The following is a 26693-nucleotide window of genomic DNA, read 5'->3' as shown; positions in this document are numbered from 1 at the left end:
TGCCGCTGGTGGGAATTCTTCTTAAATATGAAGAATTACTTAACGATGAGCCTCTGAATCCACAAGTTCACCATGGGTCCATCATAGGGAATTCAAGGGCGGCTGTTATACTGACGTCAGCAAGTGAGACAACCCCCTCCGATCACTTGCCTGCTTTGTCTCTTTAAAGCAGAAAGCGGCCCCGCGAGGGTCGCATCCCCCCTCCTTCTGGCCCGGCGGCCCCCTCCGCCGGGCCGCTTCTTTTTTGCGGGGAAATTGCAGGGCAATTTCCCCTGTCGACGCTGCGGCTCCGACAGGCACCTGCCCTCGCACCTCAAGGCTTTCCTTCGCGTAACGAAGTACGCTCAGCCGCCTTTCGGCACGATTGCGGGCACCTGTCGAACCCTCGCTGACTTCCTTGGGCGCATCCCTGAGTCTATTAAAAACATTTGTTCTATTATTTGATGGCTTGGCGTGGTACCATTACGGACTATGGATACTCTGTTTACAGCAATGGAAAACGATCGAAAGATGGATGTGGCGCCGTTGGCGGTGCGCATGCGGCCGCGGTCGCTCGATGAGGTGGTCGGGCAGACGGAGGCCGTGGGCGAGGGCAGCTGGCTGAGAGCCGCTATCGAAAACGATGCCTTAAGCTCGGTCATCCTTTTCGGGCCGGCGGGCACGGGTAAAACCTCGCTCGCCCATGTTATCGCCGAATCGACGCGCGCGACGTTCGTAGAGGTATCCGCCATCGGCGGCACGGTGTCCGATTTGCGCCGCGAGATTGACGCGGCGGAGAAGCGTCTCGTAATGGGGGGCTTGCGCACCATTCTGTTCGTGGACGAGATTCACCGATTCAATCGCAGCCAGCAAGACGCGTTGCTGCATGCGGTTGAAGACCGTTTGGTGGTGCTTGTGGGGGCCACGACGGAAAATCCGTTCTTCGAAGTGAATTCCGCGCTTATCTCCCGCTCGCGGGTGGTGGAGCTGCACTCTCTTGCCGATGGGGAAATCGCCGAGCTGGTGGGCCGCGCCGTGAACGACGGGCGCGGCCTGGGCGGTTGCTACGCGCTGGACGATGCCGCTCGCGACGCCATCGTCATGCTGGCCGGCGGCGACGGCCGCGGGGCCCTTACGACCTTGGAGCTGGCAGCGGGCATGGTGGCGCCGGGCACGAAGGAGGCGCCGGTCACCATCACCGAGGCCATGGTGCGCGCCGCCACGCCCCATCGGGCGCTGCCGTACGACAAGAACAAGGACATGCACTACGACATCATCTCCGCGTTCATCAAAAGCATGCGCGGTAGCGATCCCGATGCCGCCGTGTACTGGCTTGCCCGCATGATCGACGGGGGAGAGGACCCGAAGTTCATCGCCCGGCGCATGTACATCGCTGCCTCCGAGGACATCGGCAACGCTGATCCCCAGGCGCTGCTCGTGGCCGAGGCGGCCTTCCGCGCTGCGGAGGTCATCGGCTATCCCGAATGTCGCATCAACTTGGCCCAGGCCGCCATCTATCTGGCGCTGGCCCCGAAGTCGAACGCCGCCGAGGCCGCCATCGACGCCGCGCTGCGCGAGGTGCGAAACGGCCCGGCCCGCAAGGTGCCCGATTACCTGCGCGACCGTCACCGCCCCGGGTCTGAGAACTACGGGCAGTACAAGTACCCCCACAGCTACCCCGCAGGTTGGGTGGACCAGCAGTACTTGCCCGACGGTTTGGAGCGCGGCTGCTTCTACCAGCCGAGCGAGCGCGGCTGGGAGGCCTATCGCACCGATGCCGCCGCCCGCGACCGGCGCACGGAATCCTAGGCCGAGGCCACTCGCGATTGACGTGGCGTCACCTTCCGTTTACGGAATGGCTACCGAGGGCGCGCCTTCCATGGAGGCCGTGCGCATCTTAATTAGAATGTGCCCAGTAATGGTATAGTCTGGTCTTCGAAATTATAAGGAGGCTCATCATGGATTTCGCAGGAATCGTGAACATCGCGCTGCCCGTGGTGTACGTGCTCGTCGGCGCGGTGCTCGTTTGGCTCGTCGTGGAGCTGGCGCTTACTATCCGCTCGACCCGTTCCACCATCGATGATGCTCACAACGAGCTTACTCCCACGCTGAAGAACGTGGAGAAGATTACTGCTCAGGTGGACCCGCTCGTGGCCAACGTGAACACGCTGGTGACCGAGCAGGTGAACCCGCTTTTGGCCAAGGTGAACGAGATCGCCGAAGAGGCCAAGCCCGCCGTGGGCCGTGTCGATCCGCTGGTGGAGCGCCTGTCCCTTACCGTGGACGCCGCGAACCTCGAGCTCATGCGGGTCGACCAGATTCTGGAGGACGTGACCCAGATCACTGATTCTGTTTCCAAGGCCGCTGGTGCGGTGGATACCGTGACGAGCGCCCCTATCGATCTGGTGAACTCCCTGACGGGCAAGCTGCGCAACCGCTTCAAGCCGCGCTACGCCTCCGACGAGTCCGTGGGCTTGGGCGCTGCCGCCGATGCGGCTGCCGCCTCCAAGGCCGGCAAGGCCCCCGAGCGCCAGGCCACCGTGTCCGACGCCGTCTCCGCCATGGGGGACGCGGCCCGCGCCGTCATCGCCGAGGGCAAGGAGCGCCGCGCTGCCGTGAAGGCCACCAATGCCGCCAACCAGCAGCGCTCGCAAGATTTCGAGGACCAGCTGGCCGATACCGCCGGCACCATCACCAATGCCGCTGTGGCCAACGCCGACACCGACACCGATGAGCCCCACACGCCGGCTCACGCCAATGCCGGCATCGATCCCAATGCCGCCGCGGCCCAGGCGAAGCCCGCGCCGGTCGGCAATAGCCCCTACACGGTTGAATAGCGTGTCTTCGAGGAGGGTTTCATGAGCACCGATGCTCCGCAGGCGCAGAAAGCTACCGACGCGCCCGCTTCTGTGAACAACCCGCGCTCCGCGGCCGCCGCAGCCACGGCGGCCGCTCACGCGCTCTCGCGCACCAAGCAGGCGAAGTCCCGCACGCGGTTCTACGATTTGTGGGCCGTGGTGGCGGGCATCTTGCTGCTCGGCGTGGTGGTCTATCTTTTGAACATCCTGTCGGTGCCCGTGGCCATCCTCATCTGGACGGTCATCATCGTTTTCTGTCTGCGTGGCATTGTAAACGGCCTGGAAAAACATCATGTGAACCGCGCCATCGGTACCACGATCGCCTACGTCGTCATGGCGCTTGTGCTCGCCCTTATAGGGTTTCTGCTCTTCTCGCCTATGTTCGGCCTGAACGCCCAGTTCAACGACTTGCTCACGAACTTGCCCCATTACGTAGACGCGGTCATCGCCTGGGGCAACGACCTATATGCCCGCTATGCGCCCGTGCTCGAGGACGAGACGGTGAAGAACGTCATCAGCGAGGTGCAGAAGTCGGCTGCGGCCTTCGCCTCGTCGGTGGCCCAGGGCAGCGCGAGCGGCATTGTGGCGTTTTCCACGACGTTGGCCAACGGCCTCATGGCCTTGGGTTTTGCGCTCGTCATCGCCTTTTGGATTCTCATGGAGCTGCCGGCCATGGGTCGTGAGACCCGCCGCCTCATCGGTCCCAAGCACGCCGAGGACGCCGAGTTCTTCCACGCCACGCTCACGCGCGTCATGGGCGGTTACATCAAAGGCACGCTGCTCCAATGCGCGGTCATCGGCGTGGGCTGCGGCATCCTGTTCCAGGTGGCCGGCGTGCCGAACGCTGCCGTGCTCGGCCTAATCACCGGCGTGCTGAACATCATCCCCATCATCGGCCCCTGGCTCGGCGGCGCGCTCGCGGCCATCGCGGCCATCTTCGTGAGCCCTCTGGTGGCGCTTATCGCCCTTGTGGGCACCATTGTCATTCAGCAGCTGGTTTACACCTTCGTTTCGCCGAAGATCATGGCGAACTCGGTGGACATCCACCCGGCCCTTACCCTCATCGCCTTGATGGTGGGCTCGGCGCTGGGCGGCGCCATGAGTGGCCTTATGGGCTCGCTTGTGGGCATGCTTGCTTCCATTCCGCTCGTGGCGGTGGCCAAATCGGTGTTCGTGTACTACTTCGAGAAGAACACCGGCCGTCACCTGGTGGCCGAAGATGGCGTGTTCTTCAAGGGAACGCCCGCCGACAACGACGAGGTGAACCCCATCGCCGACGCCACCTCCCCGGGCACCACCACCGGGTCGCTGAAGCCTATCAAGCTGGAGGACACGCCGCTGTTCCGCAAGGGGCTGCCTAAGATCCACTCCCAGGCCCACGGCAAGGTGACGGCGCGCCACTCCCACGACGACGGGCAGTCTCCCAAAAAGTAGCGCCTAAGTAGCGCTATAATCTCCGACAACTGTTTTCTTTGACCGTAAAGGACGGGCAGGACACCTATGCACTATATGACCACCGCTGAAATTCGCGAGAAATACCTGAGCTATTTCGAGGAGAAGGGCTGCAAGCGCATGCCGTCCTCCTCGCTCATTCCCGACGATCCGTCCCTTCTTCTGACGAGCGCCGGCATGGTGCAGTTCAAGCCGTACTTCCTGCAGCAAAAGCAGCTGGAGGCGCCCTATATCGGCACCACCACGGTGCAGAAGTGCGTGCGCACCAACGACATCGACATCATCGGCACTACGGGCCGCCACTTGAGCTTCTTCGAGATGCTCGGCAACTTCTCCTTCGGCGCCTACTTCAAGGAGGAGATGTGCGCCTGGGCCTACGACTTCTCCGTGAACGTGCTGGAGCTTCCTCCGGAGCGCTTGTACTTCACCGTGTTCGAGGACGACGACGAGACCATCGAGATTTGGAAGAGCCTCGGGGTGCCCGACGACCACATCTCCCGCCTCGGCGAGGACGACAACTTCTGGCGCGCCGGACCCACCGGTCCTTGCGGCCCCTGCTCGGAAATCTATTTCGACCAGGGTCCCGAGTTCGGCTGCGGCAGCCCCGACTGCGCGCCGGGCTGCGATTGCGACCGCTTCCTGGAGTACTGGAACTGCGTGTTCACCCAGTACGACGGCCAGGAGGACGGCACCCTGCTGCCGCTTCCCAAGAAGAACATCGACACGGGCATGGGCTTGGAGCGCATGGCCGCCATCATGCAGGGCGTGCAGTCCAACTACGAGACCGACGTGCTGCGCAGCCTGGTGGCGGTAGGCGAGCGTTTGGCCGGTGTGACCTACGGCGATAACGCCGATACCGACCTGTCGCTGCGCATCATCGCCGACCATTCCCGCGCCGTCACCTTCATGATCGCCGACGGCATTCTGCCCTCCAACGAGGGCCGCGGCTATGTGTTGCGCCGCCTCTTGCGCCGCGCCATTATGAAGGCCCATCTCATCGGCGTCGAGGGACACTTCCTGAACGAGTACGTGGACGAGATCGTCCGCCTCATGGGCGATGTGTATCCTGAAATCGTGGAGAACCGCGAGCTGGAGCGCAAGCTCATCCTGGCCGAGGAGGAGCGCTTTGGCGCCACCCTGCGTCAGGGTCAGGCCTATTTGGAAGATGCCCTGGGCAAACTGGAGGGCACCACGCTTTCCGGCGAGGAGGCCTTCACCCTGCACGACACCTACGGCTTCCCCGTGGAAGTGACCCAGGAGATTGCCGAGGGTCGCGGCATCGCCGTGGACATGGAGGGCTTCGAGGCTGCCATGGAGGCCCAGCGCGAGCGTGCCCGTGCTGCCGGCGCCAAGGACGCCGAGGCTGCGTGGTCCACTTACGGCGGCATCTACGCCGACCTGCTGCGCGAGTTCGGCCCCACGAAGTTCACCGGGTACGCGGCCACTGCCGCCGAGGCGAAGGTGCTTGCCGTGCTCGTCGATGGCGAGCGCGTGGGCACCTTGGCTCCCGGCCAGACCGGCGAGGTGGTGCTCGATGGCACGCCCTTCTACGCTGAGATGGGCGGCGAGGTGGGCGACACCGGCGTCATCGAGAATGGTGAGGGCCGCATTTACGTGCTGGACACCAAGGCGCCCGAGAAGGGGCTGTTCGTCCACGCCGTGCGCGCCGATGAGGCGGGCCTGGCCGAGGGCGATACCGTGGTGGCCCGCGTGGACGCCAACCGTCGCGCCGCCATCGAGCGCAACCACACCGCCACCCACATCCTGCACGCCGCCCTGCGCCGCGTGCTGGGCGATCACGTGAAGCAGGCCGGCTCCTACGTGGGTCCCGACCGCCTGCGCTTTGACTTTACCCACTTCGAGGCCACTACGGCCGAGCAGCTGGCTGAGGTTGAGCGCGAGGCCAACATGCACATCATGAGCGCCACGCCCACCACCATTTACGAGACTTCCCTGGAAGAGGCCCGCGCCGCCGGCATTACCGGCCTGTTCGGCGAGAAGTACGGCGACGTGGTCCGCGTGGTGGAGGCGGGCGACTTGTCCCGCGAGCTGTGCGGCGGCTGCCATGTGTCCAACACCGCCGAGATCGGCTTTTTGAAGATCACGAGCGAGTCGAGCGTGGGCGCCAACGTGCGCCGCATCGAGGCCGTGACGAGCTACGGCGCGCTCGCCTACGTGAACAAGGTGGAGGCCGAGCTGAAGGAAGCGGCCGCCACGCTGCGCGTGCCGATGTTCGACGTGTCCGAGCGCGTGGCCGCCGACCAGAAGGCCATGAAGGAGATGCGCGCCAAGGCCAAGCGCGCCAAGGAGATGGTGGGCGACGACATGTTCGCCGCGCTGCTCTCCCAGGTGCAGGACGCACCGGCGGGCTACCCGGTCATCATCGCCCGCACCGAGGTGACAGACGGCGGCCAGATGCGCAACATGTGGGATATCGTCCGCAGCCGTATGAGCGCCCCGGGCGCGATGGTGGTGGCCGCGGTGAACGACGGCAAGCCCGTGCTCATGGCCGCCGGCACCGACGAGGCAGTGGCCGCCGGGTTCAACGCCGGGGCCATCATCAAGGCCATGGGACCGGCCATCCAGGGCGGTGGCGGCGGCAAGCCCACCATGGCCCAGGCCGGCGGCAAGAACCTCGACGGCATCGACGACGCCCTGGAAATTGCCCGCAACATGATTCTGTAGCGGCGGACGTCCATTCGGCCCGCTAGCCCCCGGAGGCCCGGCAGATAATCTGCCGGGCCTCCGTTTATGACTGCCCTTTTGAGGCTCACGCTGTAGAACAGTGTTAGTTATAATGAATCGATCTGCGCTGAGATTTGAAAGGGAACCGCATGAACAAGCAACAGCTCGCTGCGAAAATCTGGGAGTCCGCCAACCGCATGCGGGGCAAGGTGGATGCGAGCGAGTACAAGGACTTCATTCTCGGCTTCATCTTCTACAAGTACCTGTCCGAGAAAGAGGAGCAGTTCTTTCTGAGCGAGGGCATGACGGCTGCCGATATGGTGCAGTTGGTGGAAGAGGATCAGGAGACGGTGGGCTACACCCAGAACCGCCTCGGCTACTTCATCTCGTACCAGAACCTGTTCTCTACCTGGGTCAAGGCTGGCAACGACTTCGCCGTGTCGCAGGTATATGAGGCGCTCTCAGCGTTCAGCCGCCTTGTGAGCCCTCTTTACAAAAGGGTGTTCGACGGCATCTTCATCACCCTGCAGACGGGCTTGAGCAAGCTGGGCGACAACACCGGCTCGCAGACGAAGGCCGTGCGCGACCTCATCCACCTCATTCAGGCCATCCCTATGAGCACGCGCCAGGATTATGATGTGCTCGGGTACATTTACGAGGAACTGATCTCGAAGTTTGCTTCCAGTGCAGGCAAGAAGGCCGGCGAGTTCTACACGCCCCACGAAGTGTCGGTGCTCATGGCCGACATCGTCACGCACCACCTGCGAAGCCAGGACGAGATCCGTATCTACGACCCCACGAGCGGTTCCGGCTCCCTGCTCATCACCATCGGCGATGCGGTGAAGCGTCGCATGGGGGACGAGGACGGCATCGCCTACTATGCCCAGGAGCTCAACCAGTCCACGTACAACCTTACGCGCATGAATCTCGTCATGCGCGGCATCAAGCCGTCGAACATCACCGTTCGCAACGGTGACACCCTGGAAGAGGATTGGCCCTATTTCGACGATTCCGATCCTTCGGGAACCTACGACCCGCTCTACGTGGACGCGGTCGTTTCGAATCCGCCCTACTCGCAGCGCTGGGAGCCGGAGGGTAAGGAAAACGATATCCGGTTTGCCTACGGGGTGGCCCCTCGCTCGAAGGCGGATTACGCGTTCCTCCTGCACGATCTCTACCATCTCAAGCCCTCTGGCATCATGTGCATCGTTTTGCCCCATGGCGTGCTGTTCCGCGGAGGTGAGGAAGGAGCGATCCGCCGCAACCTTATCGAGAACGACAAGATCGCCGCTATCATCGGCTTGCCGGCAAATATCTTCTTTGGAACTGGTATCCCTACCATCATCATGGTTCTGCGCCAGAAGCGCGAGGAGAGCGACGTGCTCATCATCGATGCGTCGAAGGATTTCGAGAAGGTCGGGAAGAACAATCAGCTGCGCTCGTCCGACATCCGGCGCATCGTCGATACGGTAACGGCTCGCCAGACCGTTGAGGGCTACGCTCGCTTGGTGACGAAAGAGGAAATTCGGGACAACGGCTATAACCTGAACATCCCGCGCTACGTGGACTCTTCGGAGCCTACGGAAACGTGGGATTTGTACGCATCGATGTTCGGCGGCGTTCCGGTTCAGGAGATTGATGCTCTTGGCAAATATTGGGAGGCGCTTCCCGGCCTTCGCGGGGAGTTGTTTGATGCGACTAATGGACACTGCGCCCAGCCTCGCTGCGCCGATATTGCCGATGTCGTTTGGGGGCACGAGTCGGTTGTGGGCTACATGGGCCGTTACGAGGATGCTTTCTCGACCTTGCGTCGCCAGCTCGTCGCGACGCTTATCGGCAATTGGGAACAGGTGGATGCTCCCAGTGCGGAAGCCTCGGTGGCGAGCGAGATATTCAATCTGGTGGAGCCGTTTGCCCTGGTCGACAAGTACGATGCCTATCAGGTGCTCGATAACGCTTGGAGTGTCATCGCCGCTGATTTGGAGATGCTCCAAACGGAAGGCTTTGATGCCGCGAGGAAGGTCGATCCGGAGTACGTTCTTAAGAAGAAGGGTGGCAAGGATGTCGAAGTCCAGGACGGCTGGAAGGGCCACATCCTGCCCTTTTCCCTTGTGCAGGATGCCCTTCTGGGCGCCGAGGCTTCGCAACTGCGCGATTTGCAAGATGAATTGACTCGAGTAAATGGCGAGTGCGAGAGCCTGAAAGAAGAGCTACCCAAGGAAGACTCGGAAGAAGGCGAAGCGGACGACTCGTGTGAGCTGACCGAGGAGGAAATCGTCGCGAAGCAGAAGGAGCTCGCCTGCCTCCAGAAAAAGTTGAAGAGCCTGAAAAAAGAGGTTAAGGCGCAGGAGCTGTCGATGGAGGAGCGGACTCGCGAGCTTATTGGGGCTTTGACTGATGAGCAGGTGTACGAGCTGCTTGAGACAAAGTGGGTGACGCCCCTCATGGACAACTTGAACGCGCTTCCGCAGTCGTCTATTGAGCACCTGATCAAGAAAGTGAACGCTCTCGAGGAGAAGTACCGAGACACGTACGCAGATGTGGCGGAGCAGATTAGCGAGACCGAACGAGAGTTGGATGCCATGCTCGGTCAGCTTGTGGGTGATGAGTTCGACATGCTCGGCATCGCAGAGCTGCGTAAGCTTTTGGGCGGTGAGTAGCATGGGAGAGCAGCGTAAGTCAGAAAACGAGCTTATTCCCGCTCTTCGCTTTGAAGGATTCACCGACCCTTGGGAACAGCGTAAGCTGGGGGAGCTTATGCTGTTTCAGAACGGGTTCAACGGCGGTCGCGAATCATTCGGGAGCGGATTACCGCTAATTAGCGTCATGGATGTTCTGTCTGAATCATTCATCACATATGAATCGATTCGCGGCAAAGCGCTTGTTAGCTCTGCCGAGCGGGAGCGCTATCTTGTTGAATACGGAGACGTTCTTTTTCAGCGAAGCTCCGAAAACCAAGAGGATGCTGGCACGTCAAATGTGTATATTGACCAGGGTAGACCTGTCATATTTGGCGGCTTCGTTATCCGCGGGAAGCGGATTGCCGACTATGATCCTTTCGCAATGAAATACTTATTAACTTCGCGATTGGTGCGTATGCAGATTACATCCTGTGCCCAAGGCGCACAGCACATCAACGTCTCCCAAGACACTCTCCAAAACGTCGAGGTCTTCCTTCCCGCGCTCGCAGAGCAATCCCGCATCGGCGCCCTTTTCGCCAAGCTCGACTCGCTCATCACCCTTCATCAGCGTAAGTACGAGAAGCTGAAAACGGTAAAACAATCACTGCTTGAGAAGATGTTTCCAAAAGAGGGCGAGGATGTCCCCGAGCTTCGTTTCGAAGGTTTTACTGATCCTTGGGAACAGCGTAAGCTCATTGATCTTGTCGAAAGACGCAACCGCTACTCGGACAATCCTGAATTGCCACGTGTCGAATACGAGGATATCGTATCGGGTATGGGCGCATTAAATAAGGATGTTTCCAAGAAGCAGGATGACCGTGGTGGAATCGCTTTTGAGGCAGACGACGTGTTGTACGGAAAGCTGCGTCCCTATTTGCGGAATTGGCTTAATCCTCAGTTCAAGGGGATTGCGCTAGGCGATTTCTGGGTTCTGAACCCAACCAATATTGATTCGAAGTTCTTGTTCGCCCTCATACGGACTTCCGCTTTTGAGCGCGTTGCAAACGAATCGACTGGAACAAAAATGCCGCGTGCTGACTGGCAGAACGTCTCGAACACCGCGCTTGCCATTCCGGGCTCTAAGGAAGAGCAATCTCGCATCGGCGCCCTCTTCCAGAAGCTCGACTCGCTCATCACCCTTCATCAGCGTGAGTTGGATATTCTCAAAAACCTCAAGCAAGCGTTGCTTGAGAAGATGTTTGTCTAGGAGTTGTCATGACCCTCAAAAACAAATTGGGTATCCATAACGCTGTAGAGCTTTCTCGCCAAGAGGAGAGGCTTTCGAAGCAACGAGCACTGGAGTTGTTCGACGAGGGACTGCTCAATACCTTCGAAGTGGGAACTTTCGCTGGTTTACAAGCGATTCACGCGCATCTCTTTTGCGACGTCTATGACTTTGCGGGAGAGGTGAGAACGGGCAATATCGCCAAGGGGGGCTTCCGATTCGCTCCTTCTCTCTACTTAGATGCCGCTCTTGAGAGCATTAGCGCCATGCCGCAAAGTACGTTCGATGAGATCGTCGAAAAATACGTTGAAATGAACGTGGCGCATCCTTTTTGGGAGGGCAATGGCCGAAGCGCGAGAATTTGGCTCGACGCCATGCTTCGCCAGGAGTTGGGGGTTGTGGTGGACTGGAGTCAGATCGATAAGGAGGATTACCTTTTCGCCATGGAACGCAGTCCTGTGCGCGACAAGGAGATAAAAGCTCTTCTCGAAACGGCGCTGACCGATAAGGCAGCTGACCGCGAGGTGTTCATGAAAGGCATCGACGCGAGTTATCGCTACGAGGGGCTCGAGGAATACGAGACGGGAAACCTGCCCGAGGAGAATGAGGATTAATCCATGGTTTTCGATACGGAAGCGGCATTCGAGGAAGCGGTTGTCGAGAAGCTGAAGGCCTATGGCTGGGACGATGCGGGTGGGGTGATCAAGCGCCCGACCGAGCAGCAGCTCTTAGAGAACTGGGCGGCCATCCTCTTCGAGAACAACAAGCATCGCGACTGCCTCAACGGCGCCCCGCTGACGCAAACCGAGATGCAGCAAGTTGTGGAGCAGATTCGTGCGAAGCGCACCCCAGTGGCCATCAACGAGCTGATCAACGGCAAAGAGATTATCATTAAGCGAGATAATGCCGACGATGAGCTGCATGTTGGTAAGGAAGTGGCTCTCAAGATATTCCACCGTGACGAGATCGCCGGTGGTCAGAGCCGCTATCAGATAGCCCAGCAGCCGGTGTTTCCCTCTAAATCGAAGCTGGGCCACGATCGTCGCGGCGACCTCATGCTGCTCATCAACGGGATGCCCCTGTTCCATATCGAGCTGAAGAAGAGCGGGGTGCCGGTGTCGGAAGCCATCGGTCAGATTCGCAAGTATGCCGCCGAAGGCGTGTTCGAGGGACTGTTCTCCTTGGTGCAGATCTTCGTCGCCATGAACCCGGATGAGACGAAGTACTTCGCCAACCCGGGCCCCGACGACACCTTCAACGAGAAGTTCCAGTTCCACTGGGCCGACTTCAACAACAACCCTATCAACCAATGGAGCGAGGTGGTCAAGCACCTGCTGAGCATTCCCATGGCGCACCAACTCATCGGCTACTACACGGTGGCCGACGATTCTGACGGCGTGCTCAAGGTGATGCGTAGCTACCAGTACTACGCGGCGAGCCGCATTTCCGACCGCGTGACGGTGATCGACCGTGACAAGCTGTGGGGGACGAGGGGCTTGAAGGGCGGCTTTATCTGGCACACCACAGGCAGCGGCAAAACTATGACCAGTTTCAAGTGCGCCCAGCTCATTGCCAACTCCAAGGACGCCGACAAAGTGGTGTTCCTGGTCGACCGCATCGAGCTGGGCACGCAGTCGCTAGAGCAGTACCGTTCCTTCGCCAGCGATTCCGAGACCGTTCAAGCCACGGAGAGCACCGATGTCCTGAAGGCGAAGCTGAAGAGCGGCGATCCCTCCGATACGCTCATCGTCACGTCCATCCAGAAGATGGGCAACATCGACGAGGACGCTATGAATGCCCGCGATTTGGAAATGATTCGCAAGAAGCGCATCGTGTTCATTGTGGATGAGTGTCACCGCTCGACCTTCGGCAAAAATATGGAGACCATAAAGCGCACATTCCCCGATGCGGTGATGTTCGGGTTCACGGGAACGCCCATTCACGAGGAGAACCGCAAGAAGCTGAGCACTACGACGGACGTGTTTGGCGACGAGCTGCATCGCTACAGCATTGCCGACGGTATCCGAGACGGCAACGTGCTCGGATTCGACACCTGCCCGGTGGCGACCTATCCCGAGTTCGACTTGCGCCAGGCGGTGGCGCTGGACGAGGCGAAGGCGAAGACCGTGGAGGAAGTGATGGGTGACCCGCGACGCGAGCGTGTTTACTATCAGATCATGGACGAGATGCCCATGGCTCCGTTCCTCGACGAGATGGGAAACCGCTGCCACGGCGTCGAGAGCATGGTACCGGAGGGCCAGTACGGCACGGCCGACCAGCGCGACGTGACCGAGCATCAGCGGCAGGTGGTGGCCGACATCAAGAAGCACTGGCTCACCCTGAGCCGTGGCGGAAAGTTTCACGCGATTTTCGCCACGCATTCCATTCCTGAGGCGCTCGATTACTACCGCCTGTTTAAGGAGGTGGCGCCCGAGCTGGTGACGACGGTGCTCGTCGACCCCTCGATTGACAACGAGCAGGAGAAGATTGACCAATCTCTCATTAAAGAAGAGGCGCTGAAGGAGGTCATCTCCGATTATAACGAGCGCTTCGGTATGGAGTTCGCGCTGCCGACGTGGCCGGCGTTCAAGGCGGACATTTCCAACCGTCTCGCCCACAAGCGGCCCCATATGGGCATCGAGAAGACTCCTGAGAAGTGCGTGAACATCCTGATTGTGGTGGACCAGATGCTGACGGGCTTCGATTCGAAGTGGATCAACACGCTGTATTTGGACAAGATGCTGCGCTACGAGATGATCATCCAGGCGTTCAGCCGCACGAACCGCCTGTTCAACGAATCGGAAAAGCCGCATGGCACCATTCGCTACTACCGTCGCCCGCATACTATGCGCAAGAGCATCGAGGAGGCGATCAGCCTGTATTCGGGTGACAAGCCCTTCGGCCTGTTCGTGCCCAAGCTGCGCGTGAATCTGATCGGCATGAACCGGGTCTTCGACGATATGGCCAGCCTGTTCGAGGACAATGGCGCAAGCGATTTGTCGAAGCTACCGGACGGCCCCGAGGCGCGCGGCAAGTTCGCATCGCTGTTCCGGGAGTTCAATATGCTTCTCGAGGCGGCGAAGGTGCAGGGGTTCCAGTGGGACGAGCTGGAGTACGAGTTTCCCGTGGGTGATGATGTGGTCGAGGAAGCCGTCGCCGCTGGAGCGTGCGAGGAGGATTACGGTGCGGAACGCGAAGAGCTCTTCGAGGTGATTTCTGTTCCCTACGATGAAACCGCCTATCTCACGCTGGCCCAGCGCTACAAGGAGCTTTCGGGCGGTGGCGGTCGTGAGAGGGGAGGGGCGGACATTCCCTACGATCTGAGCGGGCATCTCATGGAGATCGATACCACCAAGATCGACACCGACTACATGAACGCCAACTTCACCAAGTGGCTCAAGCAGCTTGATCTGGAAGGCTCCGAGGCCGAGGCGACCGAGGCGGCGCTGGCGGCTCTGCACAAGAGCTTCGCCAGCTTGAGCCAGGAAGAGCAGAAGTTCGCAAACTTGTTCATCCACGACGTTCAGAGCGGGGACGTGTTCGTGGACCCGGGCAAGACGTTCCGCGACTACGTGACGGAGTACCAGCGCCATGCCAAGGACGTGCAGATCGGGAAGGCGGCCAGTTTGCTCGGCGTAGATGCGGCGCTGCTGTCTGAACTGCTGACCGCGGGCGTGGAGGAAGAGAGCCTTAACGAGTTTGGTCGCTTCGACAAGCTCATCGACAGCGTTGACTCGTCCCGGGCGCGCGAGTACTTCTCCGCGTTGGAGGGAGCGCCTATTCCCGCGTTCAAAGTACGTATGCGAGCTGACAATCTTTTGAGGAGATTCATCCTGGAAGGCGGCTTCGACCTGTAGATTGCGCTGTGCAAGCTGTACCTTTTCGCTCTGAAACCTTTACCTAGGAGCATACTGTGCTATAAGAAGTAAAGGAATGAGGTGAATGCTGTGATTTCGTATTCTGGCTTGTCGCAAAAACTGAATGAGAGGGGTCTGACGAGGACTGCATTGGCGAAGGAGCTGGGCATCTCTTCTCGCACCATGGCGAAGATTGGTCGAGAGGAGAAAGTCTCTGACCGTGTTCTCGGAAGGATGGCGACCTTCCTTTGCTGTCCGGTAGGCGAGTTGTGCCGAGCTATTTCGAGCAATAACTTGTTGCAAACGCTCAGGGATGAGAAATACGCCCAAATTTCAGGCGGCCTGTACCACGAACTTCAGGTGCGGATGACCTACAACTCCAACCATATCGAGGGAAGCAAGCTCAGTGAAGATCAAACCAGAATGATCTTCGAGACGAACACCGTGGATGTTGGCGAAGGCGTTCCCGTTGATGACATTATTGAGACGGTCAATCACTTCCGGGCCATAGATTACTGCATCGATACAGCGGAGGAGCCGCTTACTGAAGACATCGTCAAGCGGCTGCATCGCATGCTGAAGCAGGGCACGAAGGATTCCACGCTTGCATGGTTTGCCGTCGGGGACTATAAGAGGCGGCCCAACGTGGTCGGCGGTCGCGAGACGGTCAAGCCGGAAGAGGTTGCCTTCCGTATGGGTTCGCTGCTTTCCGAGTACGACCAGATTGTCGACGTTACGATTGACGACATCGTCTGGTTTCATTGCGAGTTCGAGCGCATCCACCCGTTCCAGGACGGGAATGGAAGGGTCGGAAGGCTTATCGTGCTGAAGGAGTGTCTGCGCTTTGGGCTTGTTCCGTTCATTATCGAGGACTCTAAGAAGATGTTCTACTACCGAGGTCTCTCCGAGTGGGATCGGGAGAAGGGGTGTCTAACGGACACCTGCCTGGACGGGCAAGATGCTTTTAAGAGGCTGATGTCGATGTTCGATGTTCGTCTTTGAGGCAAACACGCCGGCTCTCTGCCGATCTAACTCACGCTGATGAAGGGTGATGAGCGAGTCGAGCTTGGCGAAGAGGGCGCCGATGAGGGATTGCTCCTTAACCGAGGGCATCGCGATGCTACTCCTCAGAAGCTTGTCAAAGAAGAAGTAGAGGCGCACACCGCCTTCCTGCAATGCCTCAATCTGTCTGGCAAAAAGAGCCGTCTTCAACCAATACCAGAGAAAAATGTCATCGCACGTTTCGTCGGAGCGAAATACCTCATAGAGCGAACTGACGATGACGTTTTCGCTGGTGGCGAGATACCCTATCGAACCGACGTTAATTCTTGCCGGATTATACGCAAACGAACCTGGTTCGACGATCCAGTAGGCCGTTTTATTGGCATCAGCCACGGTTCCGCCATTCTCAAATTGCTCGCTCTGCGGCACAAAGCCAAACGAATTTGAAACTGAGTAGCTTTCAAGATTCAGGTTCTTCGAATTACGCATACCCGATGCTTCGACGAATTCCGCAAACTTACGCTGTTCCCAAGTTAGGGTTCCCAAGTTATTTTCTTCCCGCGCAACGGCTTGTGCACTATCGGGCTTCCCTAGACACAACACTGCCCTTTCCATGCTAGAATCTTCGAGAGACGAAAGGATGCCGGATGCCACGAAGCGCAGGAGCAAATACCAAGATCAATTCCGATGCCGCCAAGCTGCGCATCCCGGTAACTGTGCTTGAGTCAATGATAGACGCCATTACAGATGCGGTGCCCACTGACAGCATTTACATTTTCGGCAGTTACGCACGTCGCGAGGAGCGTCCTTCGAGTGATGTCGACATCATGGTCATTACCGAAAATGACAATGAGAGGCCCATCCGATACGCCACCAAGGCATCGACATCAATCTCGCGGTTGATGTACGACGCCGGTCTCGATTACGATCTGCTAGCCCGTTTTCGCGATGACTATCTGGATCGCAAAATCCGCCGCACAACAGTGGACTACGCCATCGCCAACGAGGGCGTGAAGATCTATGGCTAAAGAGCTCCGCGGCCTTCTCTATGCAGCATCCGTAGATGTCGAGACCATCGATGCCCTCGCCTCGTTGGGAGTCGCGAGCTACGCAGAGAGCATCGGATACCATGCGCAGCAAGCTGCCGAGAAACTGGTGAAGTCGGTGTTCGAGAAGAACAACGAAGCTTTCCCTTTTACGCATAATATCTCGTCGTTGTTGAACCGAGCCAATGATTTGGGCTTCCTCGACTTCGACGACGAGACCCTCGAACAGGCCTCTTACCTTTCGAGCCTCATATCGCTTACACGTTATGCGGACGCGCCGGATTTTCAGGAGGGTGAAGCTTTGGATGCCATGCGCGCCTTCGAGGCCATCTCCCGGATGATTTCCGACAATGGGTACGAATCCCTTGCCTTGTCGCCCTGCAAGGACGAGCCCAAAGAGGGTCAGTCCGTCCGAGAGTCCCTGTAGACAAAGGAAAGCGTTCTTCCGCTTTCGTCCACCCACTCGGTCCACCCGTTACAGCTTCCGCCAAGAACGAAAACGGCAGCGGCGCTCGGGCTGTCGAAGTGCAGTGTGCAGCCGAGTTCGTGCAGTCCTTCCCCCGTCGGTGCAAGCTCGCCGGAATCAACGAGCTTGCGCCTCAACGACTCAAGCTTGGCGTTGGGATGCAGCTTGGTGCCCGCGAGCGTGCCGAGGTCGATTTTCGATCCAGGGAGAACATCGAATGAGCCCTCCACTGCGTTGTATCTTCCAAGTCCCCTCACACCGCGTCGAAGAGTGTGGAATATCTGGCTGGACGCCCCCGGGGAGTCGTCGCCTACGGCATCGAGGCCAAACCCTAATAGGGCCATACGAAACAGGATATCATCGTGAAGTGCGTGAATGAACGCTTCGTTGTAAGGACTGATGTAGGGCTTCGGATCGTTAGTGTTTTCGACTTCGTACGCGCCGTGCTCTTTGATGTACTTGATGGCGATAGACTCCAAACCGCTCACTACGTCCATGCTGAACTCGGTGTCCGGCGCGAGAAACATCACGGCCTTGTTCCACCAGTCTTTCCTTTGGTTGTGGTCATCAAGCCGCTGAATTCCCTGGACAGTCTGTCCGGCATAGACGCGTTTCAGTCTGCCCTTGTTGTCGTCGAGGAGATAATAGATACCTCGTTTGGGGATCTCGGGGAGCCCTTTTGCCTCACTTAGCAATTCCCTCGGTATCACTATAGTGACCAGGGTAGACCCCGCGATGCGGCAAATTTTGATTCCGTCCGCGTCCCCGTTGATTACCTGCATTGTGAGAGTCTTGAGATCGATCATGGCAGCCCTTCCTCAACAAGCTCTTCAAGGATGATTCTATACCAAATGCGTTCGTGCGACTTCAGTAAGGCTCATCTTGCCCGAATGGGCGTCTATTAGCTCACGCTGATGAAGGGTGATGAGCGAGTCGAGCTTGGAGAAGAGGGCACCAATGCAAGCTTGCTCGCTAGATGGGGGAACTTTGACTGAGTTTGAAAGCAACTCATCAACGACCAGCTCGGTCATGAGTGTTCCGCGCTTGGTGCTATTGATGTATATTTTTCTAAAAACACCGTCAACTGTAAGGTAGTATTTCCAGAACCCGATGCATGGACTAGAGATTGCCGACATCGTTCGAAAACGTGACGACATAATGCCAGGTCCGATATCATTTATAACCAGTTTTCCATACGGGTTGCCCTTAGTGCGATTCCCCTCAAAAGCAAGATCGCCAAGACGAAGAATCTTGTAACCCGAAAGAGACTCTTTGGCGGCTCCGTTTCCTGCCGGGTTCCACCTCATTGACGCAACAGAAATCGTTCTTTCCACTCCAAACTCGAGAGAAGCGTTTTTCTCGTCACTTTCTTTGAAGAAGTCCCCCAGCTTACGCTGTTCCCAAGTTTTCGGGGCGCTAGTACAAGCCGATTCCCGAAAGGCGACCGCCTGGAAGCGACTCGAGGAGGCGGATAGCCAGCGTGCGGTCTTTGCCGCTTGCATTAGCGAGGACGCGCTCTTCGTCGTCGAGTTCTTGCAGGAAAGCGAAACCCCCGCAAACGCGCTCCGACAGTTCCTCCGGTTTTGGTGTCGGGACGGCGAGCGCTCCTATGTCCTCGATGTCGAACTCCTTGGCGCTCCGCTTTCGCAGCCAGTGGCTCGGATCGAAGGGCGATCCGGCATGAGCCGGCGGCCAGCAGGTTGCTCCTGCATGCAATCCGTTTGCGTCGACCCACATCTTCAGAACGCTGAGGCGCCTGACGAGCGACTGGTCGATCTTTCGCCAGAGAGCGCCATTGCCCGTAATCCATGCGAGATCGTACATATCTCGAGCGGTGGTCACTCGGTTGAGCCGGGCGATCTTCTCCGCAAGATTCTCCTCGAGCCTCACGGTCTTGATGCACGGTAGCGGCCCCCCGTATTGGGCATGGACAGGCATGGACAGGCATGGGCACCCAGCTGTCTGAAACAGGGGCAAGCCAAGGGGCCGCGGAGAAATCGAGCTTTGTCTGAAGTGTCGAGTCGGTCACGAAGCGACCGCCCAACGTCACGGACGGCTTACCACGCCGCTCCGTTATGCCATATTGAAAGGGTCCTATCTCGAGTCCGTCGACGGCCAGGGAGAATTCCAGTGCTGCCTCGTCACGATCTTTTGCGATGTCCGTTACAGCAAAATCGAGGTCGAGCGAGAAGCGCCCCTCGTTCCCGGCATAGAGCTTCCGGAGTGCCGTTCCGCCTTTTATGGCCAATGAATCAAGGAACCCCTCGTCGGACAGGTGGCGGAGCAGGAGATCCTGCGCGATGTCGATGACAGCGGCCTCGCGGCCTTGGGAACCTGCGCCCCGCGGAGTATTGGCGGGCGATATGTCCCGGCTGAAGCGGGATGTCGTAGGTCACTTTAGGGCCTCCAGTTCTCTGGGATCGAAGGGAAGGAGGGCATCCGATACCATCCAGTTCTGATCATAGCGAATTGGAGCCTCGGATGTTCCCATCTTGGCAACTGCTTGAGCCGCATGGGCGCCGGCCACGGCTGCGGCGAGATCAGGGCGCATCCCCTGCAAAAGGTAGCCTGTTCGCTGGGCGACAGAGTTCGGTCTGCCTTCGAGCTCCTTGAGGAGCTCGCTTCCGTCAATCTCGAAGGCGACATCGGGGAGCCATTCGACCACGCTTTGCCATGAGCGCACTGAACTTGGCCGCTCTGCCATTTGAGCTACAATGCTAGCGGGGCCGAGAGCGCTAACGCCTTTTGCGGACCTAACGGGAGCTTGAGCCGAGAAGGTGGCAGTCGCCAGCTCGGAAGGAACCTTTACCTTCGGTTGTTCTTCGAACGCTACACTTATCATCGAGGGTGCGCGGTCCGCAAGCCCCAATGCCCAGGCAGCAGACTGGCCACGAAGCGCGTTTCTGCATTCTGGATGGGCGACGTTGAAAGCCTTTAGCGCGAGAAGAGGATCGGCGCTTGAGTAGGAACCGGCGAGTTCGGCCGGAGCGAACTCCCATACTCCGCGTTGGGGCGTGGCAATCAGCCATCCCTTTTGCTTGAGCCGAGAGGCAACGACGCGCGGGTCTGTGCCGATGCGATGGCGCTCGCACATCGCCCGCAGATCAGCTAGCGAGACCAGCTGAGGACGATCAAGCTCCAGGTCTTCCAATATAGGAGAAAGGCTCTCGGGGATGGTTCTATGCATAGAAATTACCTTGTTTGTATCCAAATTTGATACATATAGTATATAAACTACAGCACTTAAGTCAAACAAAAAAATGAGACTCACCCTTCATCAGCGTGAGCGTCTTCGACCTCCCGCTACAGCATTGTCATTGTTGTTCGGCTGTTCGTGTCCGGAACGGCGGGAAATGACGGCTAGCCTAGATGCTCGCAGTAGAGCCGAAACGTGTCAGCGCGGGCGGGCGAACTAGCATCTTTTTCGATAAGCAGTCGATCGCCCCTTCCGATCAATCTCCAGCATCCCGCCTTCAACGAGATCAGCAAGATGTCTTCGGACAGTTCTTTGATTTGCTCCCAGGTACTCGGCAACCTCTTTTGCGGTGACAGTGGGCCGCGAGGCTAGCAACTCCCTCACGGCGTCTTCGGTCACTCTCGCAGGGCGGTCAGACTTTGCCGCTTCCCTCTCTCGTTCCTCAAGAGGGAGCCCGGCAACAATGGGTGCTGGAACGAACGCCTCGAAGAAATCGCCGTCAAAGAGAACCGGCTCCCTTCCCGTGTAAAGATGCGAGCATCTAAAGAGGTTACGCGTACCGCTCCCAAGCTCTTCGGCAAGCCCAATTTGCTTGAAAAAGTTGGCGATAATGGGGTTCTTGGGCGTCGGGGAGAGATTGTCGGGCGATATCCTGCCTGCAAACACGCATCTGCTTGCATTCTTCGTCCGTATTCCTTCGCGGTCGATGACAAGCTGAGAGACGAAAGGACTCGTGTACTCGCGATGGATGAGCGTGTTCGATACGAGCTCTCGAACGATGATATCCCGCGCGTCGACGCGCCTGTCGCCTTCGAGAGCGAAGGCGTCTGGCAGCCATTTCTTGCAGAAGTCGGACAACTGGTAATAGGATTCAATAAGATTTGCTGAGACCGTGGCCCTATCGTCATAACGATTGGTGTCTAATCTTTTCAGAATCGCGTCGGTCCGATATGCGGGACAAACCCCCAAAATGGTCTCGCGACGCCCCAGCAGCAGAACCGAAGCCAGGTTAAACCCTTCCTCCCCAGTTTGGAAATCCCTGGTCCTAAGCCGCGCCGCCCCAAGTAGCTCGTTGTCGGAGAGTGCGAGCCACGGATGCTCCAGCCTGTCGGCGCGAATCATGTCCCTTGCGCGATCGAGAAGTTGCAGATCGAGGTCGCCGACCTCGATGTAAGGGTAGATGCGCTGCTCCGTGTAGAGGTTCTGCTTTCGGAGATACAAGGCGCTCACCTGATCGTCGCCCTTTAGTCTCACATCCACGTCTGCAATGCGGTCATAGACCTCGCCCTTATACCGATAGACGCTCGGCCCCATGGGGACCCAAACGTCAATGACCTGCTTGCCCTGAATGCTGCAATGGCCGAGCTCAATGCCTGGCGCCGCATTGAATAGAGACGGATTGCTGGTCACATTCACGATGTTCCGCTCTATGTCTACAACTGCCTTCTCGTTTACACCCTCGACGGAGCCATCGTCATTTACCCCAAGAAGAATATGGCCGCCTTGCCTGTTGGCGAAAGAGCAAATGGTTTCGAACGTGTGTCTCTCTCGGGGAGAGCGCCGCACCTCTTGAATTCAACAGAGAGCCCCTCGCCTTGCTCGAGCACACTCATTATCTGGTTTCGGGCCATTTCTCTCACTTTCTGTCCATGTAATCTGGCCATTATAACGAACTGGCCAGATTACATGGACAGAAGAGACTCCCGCAAAATGAATCGGACGAAAGCAAAGCGGCTATTCCTTGAGGCAGTCCAGGCAACTTGGCAAGGCGCCAGTTTGCCAGGAGGCGGATATCGATCGGCGCCAGTCTGCCGTATTTCGGGAAAACTTGGGAACAGCGTAAGCTGGGGGAGCTGTGCTCGTTTACCAAAGGGCGAGGCTACAGCAAGCTGGATATCCGAGATTCGGGAACGCCTTTGATTCTCTACGGACGCCTTTACACGCAGTATCAAACCAGAATCGAAGAGGTTGATACGTTTGCCGCAGAGAAGGGTGGCTCGCTACTCTCGAAAGGCAACGAGGTGATCGTTCCAGCTTCGGGCGAGACGGCCGAGGATATTGCAGTTGCAGCATCTGTTCGCAGGTCGGGCATCATTTTTGGCGGTGACTTGAATGTTTTAACTCCTGAGGGTACGCTGGATCCCGACTACGTTGCGCTCGGGATAACCTATGGAAGCGCCCATGGTGATCTAGCTAAACGCGCGCAGGGAAAATCGGTCGTACATGTGCATAACGCCGACATCGAGATGACAAAATTAGCATATCCGAGTATCAAAGAGCAAAGAGCTATATCGGCTTTTGTATTAAGGGTCGACTCGCTCATCACCCTTCATCAGCGTGAGCGTTTTGCCGATCTAGATGAGACTTGAAATGGAACGCATTACGAGGTCGACATCCTGGTTCTCAAGTTCCTGGATGATGTGCAGGTAGGTTTTTTGCGTCGTGTTCATGCTGGCGTGGCCCAGTCGCTTGGCAACGCTTGCGATGGACACGCCGGCAAACAGCAGGAGCGAGGCGTGCGTGTGCCTCAGCCCGTGCACAGATATCACGGGTATTTGCGCGTGCTTGCAGTGGCGCTCCAGCACGTCGTTTGCGGTCGAGTTGTAGACCTTCCCGTTTACGAAGATGGGCTCATCGGGAGGAAGCGACTTGGTGAGCTCGGAAAACTGGATGACGAGCTGCCAGTCGAGTTGCACCTTGCGCACTGACGAGCGGTTTTTCGTGGGCACGAAGCCGCCGCCGCTCTTGTAGTCCCAGGTTTTGTTCACCGACACCACCTGCCTTCCGAACTCGAAGTCGGCGGGGGTGAGCGCGATGGCCTCGGAGAACCTCAGCCCGGTCTTGGCGATAAGCAGAATGAGCCAGTCCCACGAGATGCTCGCCCCGAGGTCAAGATCGTTGAGCAAGCGATGGAGCTCGAACTGGTTCAGGTATTTCTGCTTCTTGGCTCGCGGCGCCTTGCCCTTGATGATGGCCTTTCGCGTGGGATCTCTGTCGACAAGACCTTCATCTACGGCATCGAGCACGGCACCTTTGAGCTGGTGGTGGAAATCCATCGTAGTTTGCCGCTCATGGCTTTGAGCATAGTCGTTGAGAAGCTGCTGGTAGGTGATTCGGTTGAGCTCTGCCAAGGTGAGCAGCGGGATGAGCTTTTGCAGCCATGCGCAGGTGAGGTGGTATTTGTTGAGCGTCACGTCGCGCACGGCACCTTCCTTGTACATGGCAACCCATTGTCGATAGTAATCGCAGAAGGTGTCCTGGGGTGTCATCGCGTTGATCATGGCCTTCTCCTATCTTCGTTTCGGGGCTCGTTTGGATTGCTCACGCTGATGAAGGTCCTGCGAGCATAGGCGAAGGGAACGTGCGGGCGCAATGGCTCCGTGCTTGCTGATTGCGTGGGATGGCCGCATGCCGTAGGCGGTGCGTGGTATGATGGCCGCGAAATTACGGAAGGCGCCCGTGCCGGCGCCGCGCACGATGAGGATGGACGATGGCAGCGTATCGCACGGGGAGCTCGGGGCCGCAGCAGCCCCATGACAGTTGGGGGAGGCCCGCGGCCGAACCTCAGCAGCCGGGGCCCGACGCTACCTACGAGGTGCCCTGGGACGACCCGACCCCTGTGGGGCAGACGGGCGGCCAGTCGAGTTCTCGGCCCGGTGCGGCCTCCTCGTTTGCGCCCGGCGAGAGCCCGGTGCCCGGCATGTCGGCCAAGGACTTCGAGCGGATGTGCCGCTCGGTGGACAAGGCGTTCACTCAGTTTGCCAAGGCCGTGGAGAAGGGCGTGGACGAGGCCGCCGCGGCTCTCGGCCAGTCGCCCGAGAAGAACCTCAAGGCCCACAAGGAGCTCCAGGAGAAGCGCAAGAAGCAGCAGAAGCAGGTGCGGAAGGCCCAGAAGGAGGCCCGGCGCGCGGCGCAGCAGGCCGCCTACCGGCAGCCTCGGGGTGCCGAGCCGGCCGCGCCGGGTGGTCCGGCCCCGGGCTATCAGCCGACGGCGGCCTACGTTGCGCAGCAGACGCAGCAGTGGGCGCCACTCGCCCGGACCAAAGGACGGTTTCGCTCATCGGCGGGGCTGACGGTGTCGGGCACGCTGATGACGGCCGCCGGGGGCGTGGGCACCGCGTTCTTCGCGATTCCCACGCTGATCGCCGCCATCACCGAGGCGACCGCGGGAGTTGAGGGCGTGGCCACGACGGTGGTGCTCGGGCTGATCACCGCCGGCTTCGCCGCGCTGCTCGGCTTCGGCATCCGCCGGCTTTGCCGCGCCTCGAAGCTGAAGGCGCTCGCAAGGGCCGTGGGTGAGCGCGAGGCCGCTGCTTTCGAGGATATCGCCGCACGCATGCAGGTAAGCCCCAAGGCCGCCCTTGCTGCGTCGCGCAAGCTCATCAAGGGCGGCTACCTTCCCCAGGGCCGCATCGACGACGAGCAGACCACCCTCATGGTGACCGACAACGCCTACCGACAGTACCGCCAGCTGCAGATGGCCCAGCGCCAGTCGCTCGAGAACGAGCGCGCCGCCGAGGAAGCCCGTGCCGCCGAGGCTGCGGCCGCAGCAGCGCGCGAGCAGCACCTGTCCGAGAACCTCACGCCCGCCCAGCAAGCCTTCATCGTGCAGGGGCGCGATTACGTGCAGCAGATGCGCGCGCTGAACGCGGCCATCGCTGACGCGGCCGTGAGCGAGAAGATTGTCGCCATCGAAGAAGTGGTCGACCGCATCCTCGCGCGGGCCGAGGCCGAGCCGAAGGTCATCGCCGGGCTCGACCGCCTGAACGCCTACTACCTGCCCACCTGCGTGAAACTGCTCGCTGCCTACGACAACTTGGAGGAGCAGCCCGTCCAGGGCGAGAACATCTCCAGTTCGCGCCGCGAGATCGAGCACACCCTCGATGTGCTGCACGCCGCCTTCGAAAAGCTCTTCGACGACACCTATCGGGATCTCTCGCTGGACGTGTCTGCCGATATCTCGGTGCTGCACGCCCTGCTTGCCCAAGAGGGGCTCACCGAGGGACCCTTCGATGCGAAGCCCTGATAACCCCGAGCCGAGCTGCGTTCACGTGCAACCGACGTTTTCCGATTCCGCCCGCATGAAAGGATTCCCATGAACGAAGATATGAAGAACCTCGAGAACATTCCCGCCCCGAAGCTGACGCTTGAGCCTGTTGAGGACGAGCCGACGGCGGAGGCTTCCATCATCGAGGTGGAGACGCCGGCCGTCCCGTCTTTAGCCGACTCGCTTACCGCCGAGGAGCTCGCCCAGGTGGACGCCTTCGCCGAGCAGATCGATATCGCGAACTCCCAGCAGGTCCTTACCTTCGGCGCCGGTGCCCAGAAGAAGATGGCGACCTTTTCCGAGACGGCGCTCGATAAGGTGCGCACCCAGGACCTCGGCGAGGCGGGCACGCTCATCGCCGGCGTGGTCACCGAGCTCAAGAGCTTCGATGTGGATGACGACGACAAGGGCTTCTTCGGCCTGTTCAAAAAGTCGGCCAACAAGATCACCTCGCTGAAGGCCCGCTACGATACCGCCGAGGCCAATGTGGAGAAAATCGCGAAGGCTCTTGAGGGGCACCAGGTGCAGCTCATGAAGGACGCCGCCACGCTCGATAAGCTCTACGAGTTGAATCTCACCTACTTCAAAGAGCTCACGATGTATCTGCTCGCCGGCCGCAAGCGCCTGGCCGAGGTGCGCGAAGGCGATTTGGCCGAGCTGTCGGCGAAGGCCCAGGCCTCGGGCTCAACGGAAGACGCTGAAGCGGTGCAGAAGCTCTCTGCGGCCTGCAACCGTTTCGAGAAGAAGCTCTCCGATCTGGATCTGTCCCGCACAGTCGCTCTGCAGATGGCGCCGCAGATCCGGCTCATCCAGAACAACGAGATGCTCATGATCGAGAAGATCCAGACGACGCTCGTAAACACCATCCCGCTGTGGAAGAGCCAGATGGTGCTGGCGCTGGGTTTGGCCAACAACGAGGCGGCTCTGCGCGCCCAGTCCGCCGTCACCGACATGACCAACGAGCTTCTGCGCAAGAACGCCGAGAAGCTGAAGGCCTCCACGGTGGAAGTGGCCCGCGAGTCCGAGCGCGGCATCGTGGACATCGAGACGTTGAAGGCCACCAACGAGAACCTTATCCAGACCTTCGACGAGGTCATGCAGATTCAGGCCGAGGGCCGCGCCAAGCGCGCCGAGGCCGAGGTGGAGATGCGCCGCATGGAGGAGCAGCTCCGTCAGAAGCTGCTGGAGGTGCGCTAGCT

Annotated in this window: 21 protein-coding genes and 1 pseudogene; 14 read left to right on the top strand and 8 right to left on the bottom strand. The window is 59.1% G+C overall.

Annotated features, from left to right (window positions below; translation table 11 throughout):
• Positions 1-471 precede the first annotated feature (471 nt).
• From VJ923_RS10265 to VJ923_RS10225, 9 genes are all read left to right on the top strand, one after another.
• Positions 472-1788, top strand: coding sequence for a replication-associated recombination protein A (locus VJ923_RS10265; RefSeq protein ID WP_326441149.1), 1317 nt, complete (start codon positions 472-474; stop codon positions 1786-1788).
• A gap of 149 nt (positions 1789-1937) precedes the next feature.
• Positions 1938-2816 (top strand): DUF948 domain-containing protein, encoded by an 879-nt coding sequence (locus VJ923_RS10260; RefSeq protein ID WP_326441147.1) that lies wholly within the window; start codon positions 1938-1940, stop codon positions 2814-2816.
• 21 nt (positions 2817-2837) lie between these two features.
• The gene (locus tag VJ923_RS10255; RefSeq protein ID WP_326441145.1) at positions 2838-4271 is read left to right on the top strand and encodes an AI-2E family transporter; all 1434 of its coding nucleotides are present in this window, start codon (positions 2838-2840) and stop codon (positions 4269-4271) included.
• A gap of 66 nt (positions 4272-4337) precedes the next feature.
• Positions 4338-6974: an alanine--tRNA ligase gene (gene alaS, locus VJ923_RS10250; RefSeq protein ID WP_326441144.1), complete on the top strand. Its 2637-nt coding sequence runs from the start codon at positions 4338-4340 to the stop codon at positions 6972-6974.
• Between the two features lie 149 nt (positions 6975-7123).
• The gene (locus VJ923_RS10245; RefSeq protein ID WP_326441142.1) at positions 7124-9634 is read left to right on the top strand and encodes a type I restriction-modification system subunit M; all 2511 of its coding nucleotides are present in this window, start codon (positions 7124-7126) and stop codon (positions 9632-9634) included.
• A gap of 1 nt (position 9635) precedes the next feature.
• A complete protein-coding gene (locus VJ923_RS10240; RefSeq protein ID WP_326441140.1) occupies positions 9636-10862 on the top strand; it encodes a restriction endonuclease subunit S in 1227 nt (408 codons plus the stop codon).
• An 8-nt stretch (positions 10863-10870) separates the two neighbouring features.
• Positions 10871-11494: a protein adenylyltransferase Fic gene (fic, locus tag VJ923_RS10235; RefSeq protein ID WP_326441137.1), complete on the top strand. Its 624-nt coding sequence runs from the start codon at positions 10871-10873 to the stop codon at positions 11492-11494.
• A gap of 3 nt (positions 11495-11497) precedes the next feature.
• Positions 11498-14737 carry a type I restriction endonuclease subunit R, EcoR124 family gene (locus VJ923_RS10230; RefSeq protein ID WP_326441135.1) on the top strand — a complete coding sequence of 1080 codons (3240 nt, stop codon included), beginning with the start codon at positions 11498-11500 and terminating at the stop codon, positions 14735-14737.
• Positions 14738-14818: 81 nt separating this feature from the next.
• Positions 14819-15739, top strand: a complete 921-nt coding sequence (locus tag VJ923_RS10225) for a Fic family protein (RefSeq protein ID WP_326441133.1) — start codon at positions 14819-14821, stop codon at positions 15737-15739.
• Here the strand turns inward: VJ923_RS10225 and VJ923_RS10220 are convergent.
• Positions 15668-16354, bottom strand: coding sequence for a restriction endonuclease subunit S (locus VJ923_RS10220; protein ID WP_326441132.1), 687 nt, complete (start codon positions 16352-16354; stop codon positions 15668-15670). The two genes, VJ923_RS10225 and VJ923_RS10220, sit on opposite strands and share 72 nt — an antisense overlap.
• 32 nt (positions 16355-16386) lie before the next feature.
• Here VJ923_RS10220 and VJ923_RS10215 point away from each other — a divergent pair, with 32 nt between their 5' ends.
• Positions 16387-16767 carry a nucleotidyltransferase domain-containing protein gene (locus VJ923_RS10215; RefSeq protein ID WP_326441130.1) on the top strand — a complete coding sequence of 127 codons (381 nt, stop codon included), beginning with the start codon at positions 16387-16389 and terminating at the stop codon, positions 16765-16767.
• Positions 16760-17212 (top strand): HEPN domain-containing protein, encoded by a 453-nt coding sequence (locus tag VJ923_RS10210; RefSeq protein WP_326424345.1) that lies wholly within the window; start codon positions 16760-16762, stop codon positions 17210-17212. Before VJ923_RS10215 ends, VJ923_RS10210 begins: the two co-directional genes overlap by 8 nt.
• On the opposite strand, the gene VJ923_RS10205 is transcribed toward VJ923_RS10210, so the two are convergent.
• The 6 genes and pseudogenes from VJ923_RS10205 to VJ923_RS10185 all read right to left on the bottom strand — a co-directional run bounded on the left by VJ923_RS10205 (position 17188) and on the right by VJ923_RS10185 (position 22013).
• Entirely contained in the window at positions 17188-18057 is an 870-nt protein-coding gene (locus tag VJ923_RS10205; RefSeq protein WP_326441129.1) for a GIY-YIG nuclease family protein, read from the bottom strand. The two genes, VJ923_RS10210 and VJ923_RS10205, sit on opposite strands and share 25 nt — an antisense overlap.
• Before the next feature lie 36 nt (positions 18058-18093).
• Positions 18094-18753: a restriction endonuclease subunit S domain-containing protein gene (locus tag VJ923_RS10200; protein WP_326441127.1), complete on the bottom strand. Its 660-nt coding sequence runs from the start codon at positions 18751-18753 to the stop codon at positions 18094-18096.
• Positions 18668-19189, bottom strand: coding sequence for a nucleotidyl transferase AbiEii/AbiGii toxin family protein (locus tag VJ923_RS10195; RefSeq protein WP_326441126.1), 522 nt, complete (start codon positions 19187-19189; stop codon positions 18668-18670). The genes VJ923_RS10200 and VJ923_RS10195 overlap by 86 nt, the downstream gene beginning before the upstream one ends.
• Before the next feature lie 61 nt (positions 19190-19250).
• A pseudogene (locus VJ923_RS12285) lies at positions 19251-19526 on the bottom strand (nucleotidyl transferase AbiEii/AbiGii toxin family protein); the annotation flags it as partial.
• 117 nt (positions 19527-19643) lie between these two features.
• Positions 19644-20438 (bottom strand): type IV toxin-antitoxin system AbiEi family antitoxin, encoded by a 795-nt coding sequence (locus VJ923_RS10190; RefSeq protein WP_326441124.1) that lies wholly within the window; start codon positions 20436-20438, stop codon positions 19644-19646.
• A gap of 225 nt (positions 20439-20663) precedes the next feature.
• Positions 20664-22013: an RNA-binding domain-containing protein gene (locus tag VJ923_RS10185; protein ID WP_326441123.1), complete on the bottom strand. Its 1350-nt coding sequence runs from the start codon at positions 22011-22013 to the stop codon at positions 20664-20666.
• Positions 22014-22207: 194 nt separating this feature from the next.
• Between VJ923_RS10185 and VJ923_RS10180 the strand changes: the two genes are divergently transcribed.
• On the top strand, positions 22208-22816 hold the full coding sequence (locus VJ923_RS10180; protein ID WP_326441121.1) for a restriction endonuclease subunit S: 609 nt from the start codon (positions 22208-22210) through the stop codon (positions 22814-22816).
• Here the strand turns inward: VJ923_RS10180 and VJ923_RS10175 are convergent.
• Positions 22802-23728: a site-specific integrase gene (locus tag VJ923_RS10175; RefSeq protein ID WP_326441120.1), complete on the bottom strand. Its 927-nt coding sequence runs from the start codon at positions 23726-23728 to the stop codon at positions 22802-22804. The two genes, VJ923_RS10180 and VJ923_RS10175, sit on opposite strands and share 15 nt — an antisense overlap.
• A 209-nt stretch (positions 23729-23937) precedes the next feature.
• Between VJ923_RS10175 and VJ923_RS10170 the strand changes: the two genes are divergently transcribed.
• Both VJ923_RS10170 and VJ923_RS10165 read left to right on the top strand, forming a co-directional pair.
• Entirely contained in the window at positions 23938-25473 is a 1536-nt protein-coding gene (locus VJ923_RS10170) for a 5-bromo-4-chloroindolyl phosphate hydrolysis family protein (protein WP_326441118.1), read from the top strand.
• A gap of 69 nt (positions 25474-25542) precedes the next feature.
• On the top strand, positions 25543-26691 hold the full coding sequence (locus tag VJ923_RS10165; RefSeq protein WP_326441117.1) for a toxic anion resistance protein: 1149 nt from the start codon (positions 25543-25545) through the stop codon (positions 26689-26691).
• Positions 26692-26693 lie beyond the last annotated feature (2 nt).

It is taken from the genome of Adlercreutzia shanghongiae, from assembly GCF_035830635.1.
In the GTDB taxonomy this organism is placed as follows: domain Bacteria; phylum Actinomycetota; class Coriobacteriia; order Coriobacteriales; family Eggerthellaceae; genus Adlercreutzia; species Adlercreutzia shanghongiae.
Note: the sequence above shows the minus strand (reverse complement) of the source record. Positions and strands in the feature narration are given on the sequence as shown.

Bases quoted from the DNA above. Each gene is read 5' to 3' on its own strand.
- VJ923_RS10265 (WP_326441149.1), top strand. From the start codon at position 472: ATGGATACTCTGTTTACAGCAATGGAAAACGATCGAAAGATGGATGTG.
- VJ923_RS10260 (WP_326441147.1), top strand. From the start codon at position 1,938: ATGGATTTCGCAGGAATCGTGAACATCGCGCTGCCCGTGGTGTACGTG.
- VJ923_RS10255 (WP_326441145.1), top strand. From the start codon at position 2,838: ATGAGCACCGATGCTCCGCAGGCGCAGAAAGCTACCGACGCGCCCGCT.
- alaS (WP_326441144.1), top strand. From the start codon at position 4,338: ATGCACTATATGACCACCGCTGAAATTCGCGAGAAATACCTGAGCTAT.
- VJ923_RS10245 (WP_326441142.1), top strand. From the start codon at position 7,124: ATGAACAAGCAACAGCTCGCTGCGAAAATCTGGGAGTCCGCCAACCGC.
- VJ923_RS10240 (WP_326441140.1), top strand. From the start codon at position 9,636: ATGGGAGAGCAGCGTAAGTCAGAAAACGAGCTTATTCCCGCTCTTCGC.
- fic (WP_326441137.1), top strand. From the start codon at position 10,871: ATGACCCTCAAAAACAAATTGGGTATCCATAACGCTGTAGAGCTTTCT.
- VJ923_RS10230 (WP_326441135.1), top strand. From the start codon at position 11,498: ATGGTTTTCGATACGGAAGCGGCATTCGAGGAAGCGGTTGTCGAGAAG.
- VJ923_RS10220 (WP_326441132.1), bottom strand. From the start codon at position 16,354: ATGGAAAGGGCAGTGTTGTGTCTAGGGAAGCCCGATAGTGCACAAGCC.
- VJ923_RS10215 (WP_326441130.1), top strand. From the start codon at position 16,387: ATGCCACGAAGCGCAGGAGCAAATACCAAGATCAATTCCGATGCCGCC.
- VJ923_RS10210 (WP_326424345.1), top strand. From the start codon at position 16,760: ATGGCTAAAGAGCTCCGCGGCCTTCTCTATGCAGCATCCGTAGATGTC.
- VJ923_RS10205 (WP_326441129.1), bottom strand. From the start codon at position 18,057: ATGATCGATCTCAAGACTCTCACAATGCAGGTAATCAACGGGGACGCG.
- VJ923_RS10200 (WP_326441127.1), bottom strand. From the start codon at position 18,753: ATGCAAGCGGCAAAGACCGCACGCTGGCTATCCGCCTCCTCGAGTCGC.
- VJ923_RS10195 (WP_326441126.1), bottom strand. From the start codon at position 19,189: ATGCCTGTCCATGCCCAATACGGGGGGCCGCTACCGTGCATCAAGACC.
- VJ923_RS10190 (WP_326441124.1), bottom strand. From the start codon at position 20,438: ATGCATAGAACCATCCCCGAGAGCCTTTCTCCTATATTGGAAGACCTG.
- VJ923_RS10175 (WP_326441120.1), bottom strand. From the start codon at position 23,728: ATGATCAACGCGATGACACCCCAGGACACCTTCTGCGATTACTATCGA.
- VJ923_RS10170 (WP_326441118.1), top strand. From the start codon at position 23,938: ATGGCAGCGTATCGCACGGGGAGCTCGGGGCCGCAGCAGCCCCATGAC.
- VJ923_RS10165 (WP_326441117.1), top strand. From the start codon at position 25,543: ATGAACGAAGATATGAAGAACCTCGAGAACATTCCCGCCCCGAAGCTG.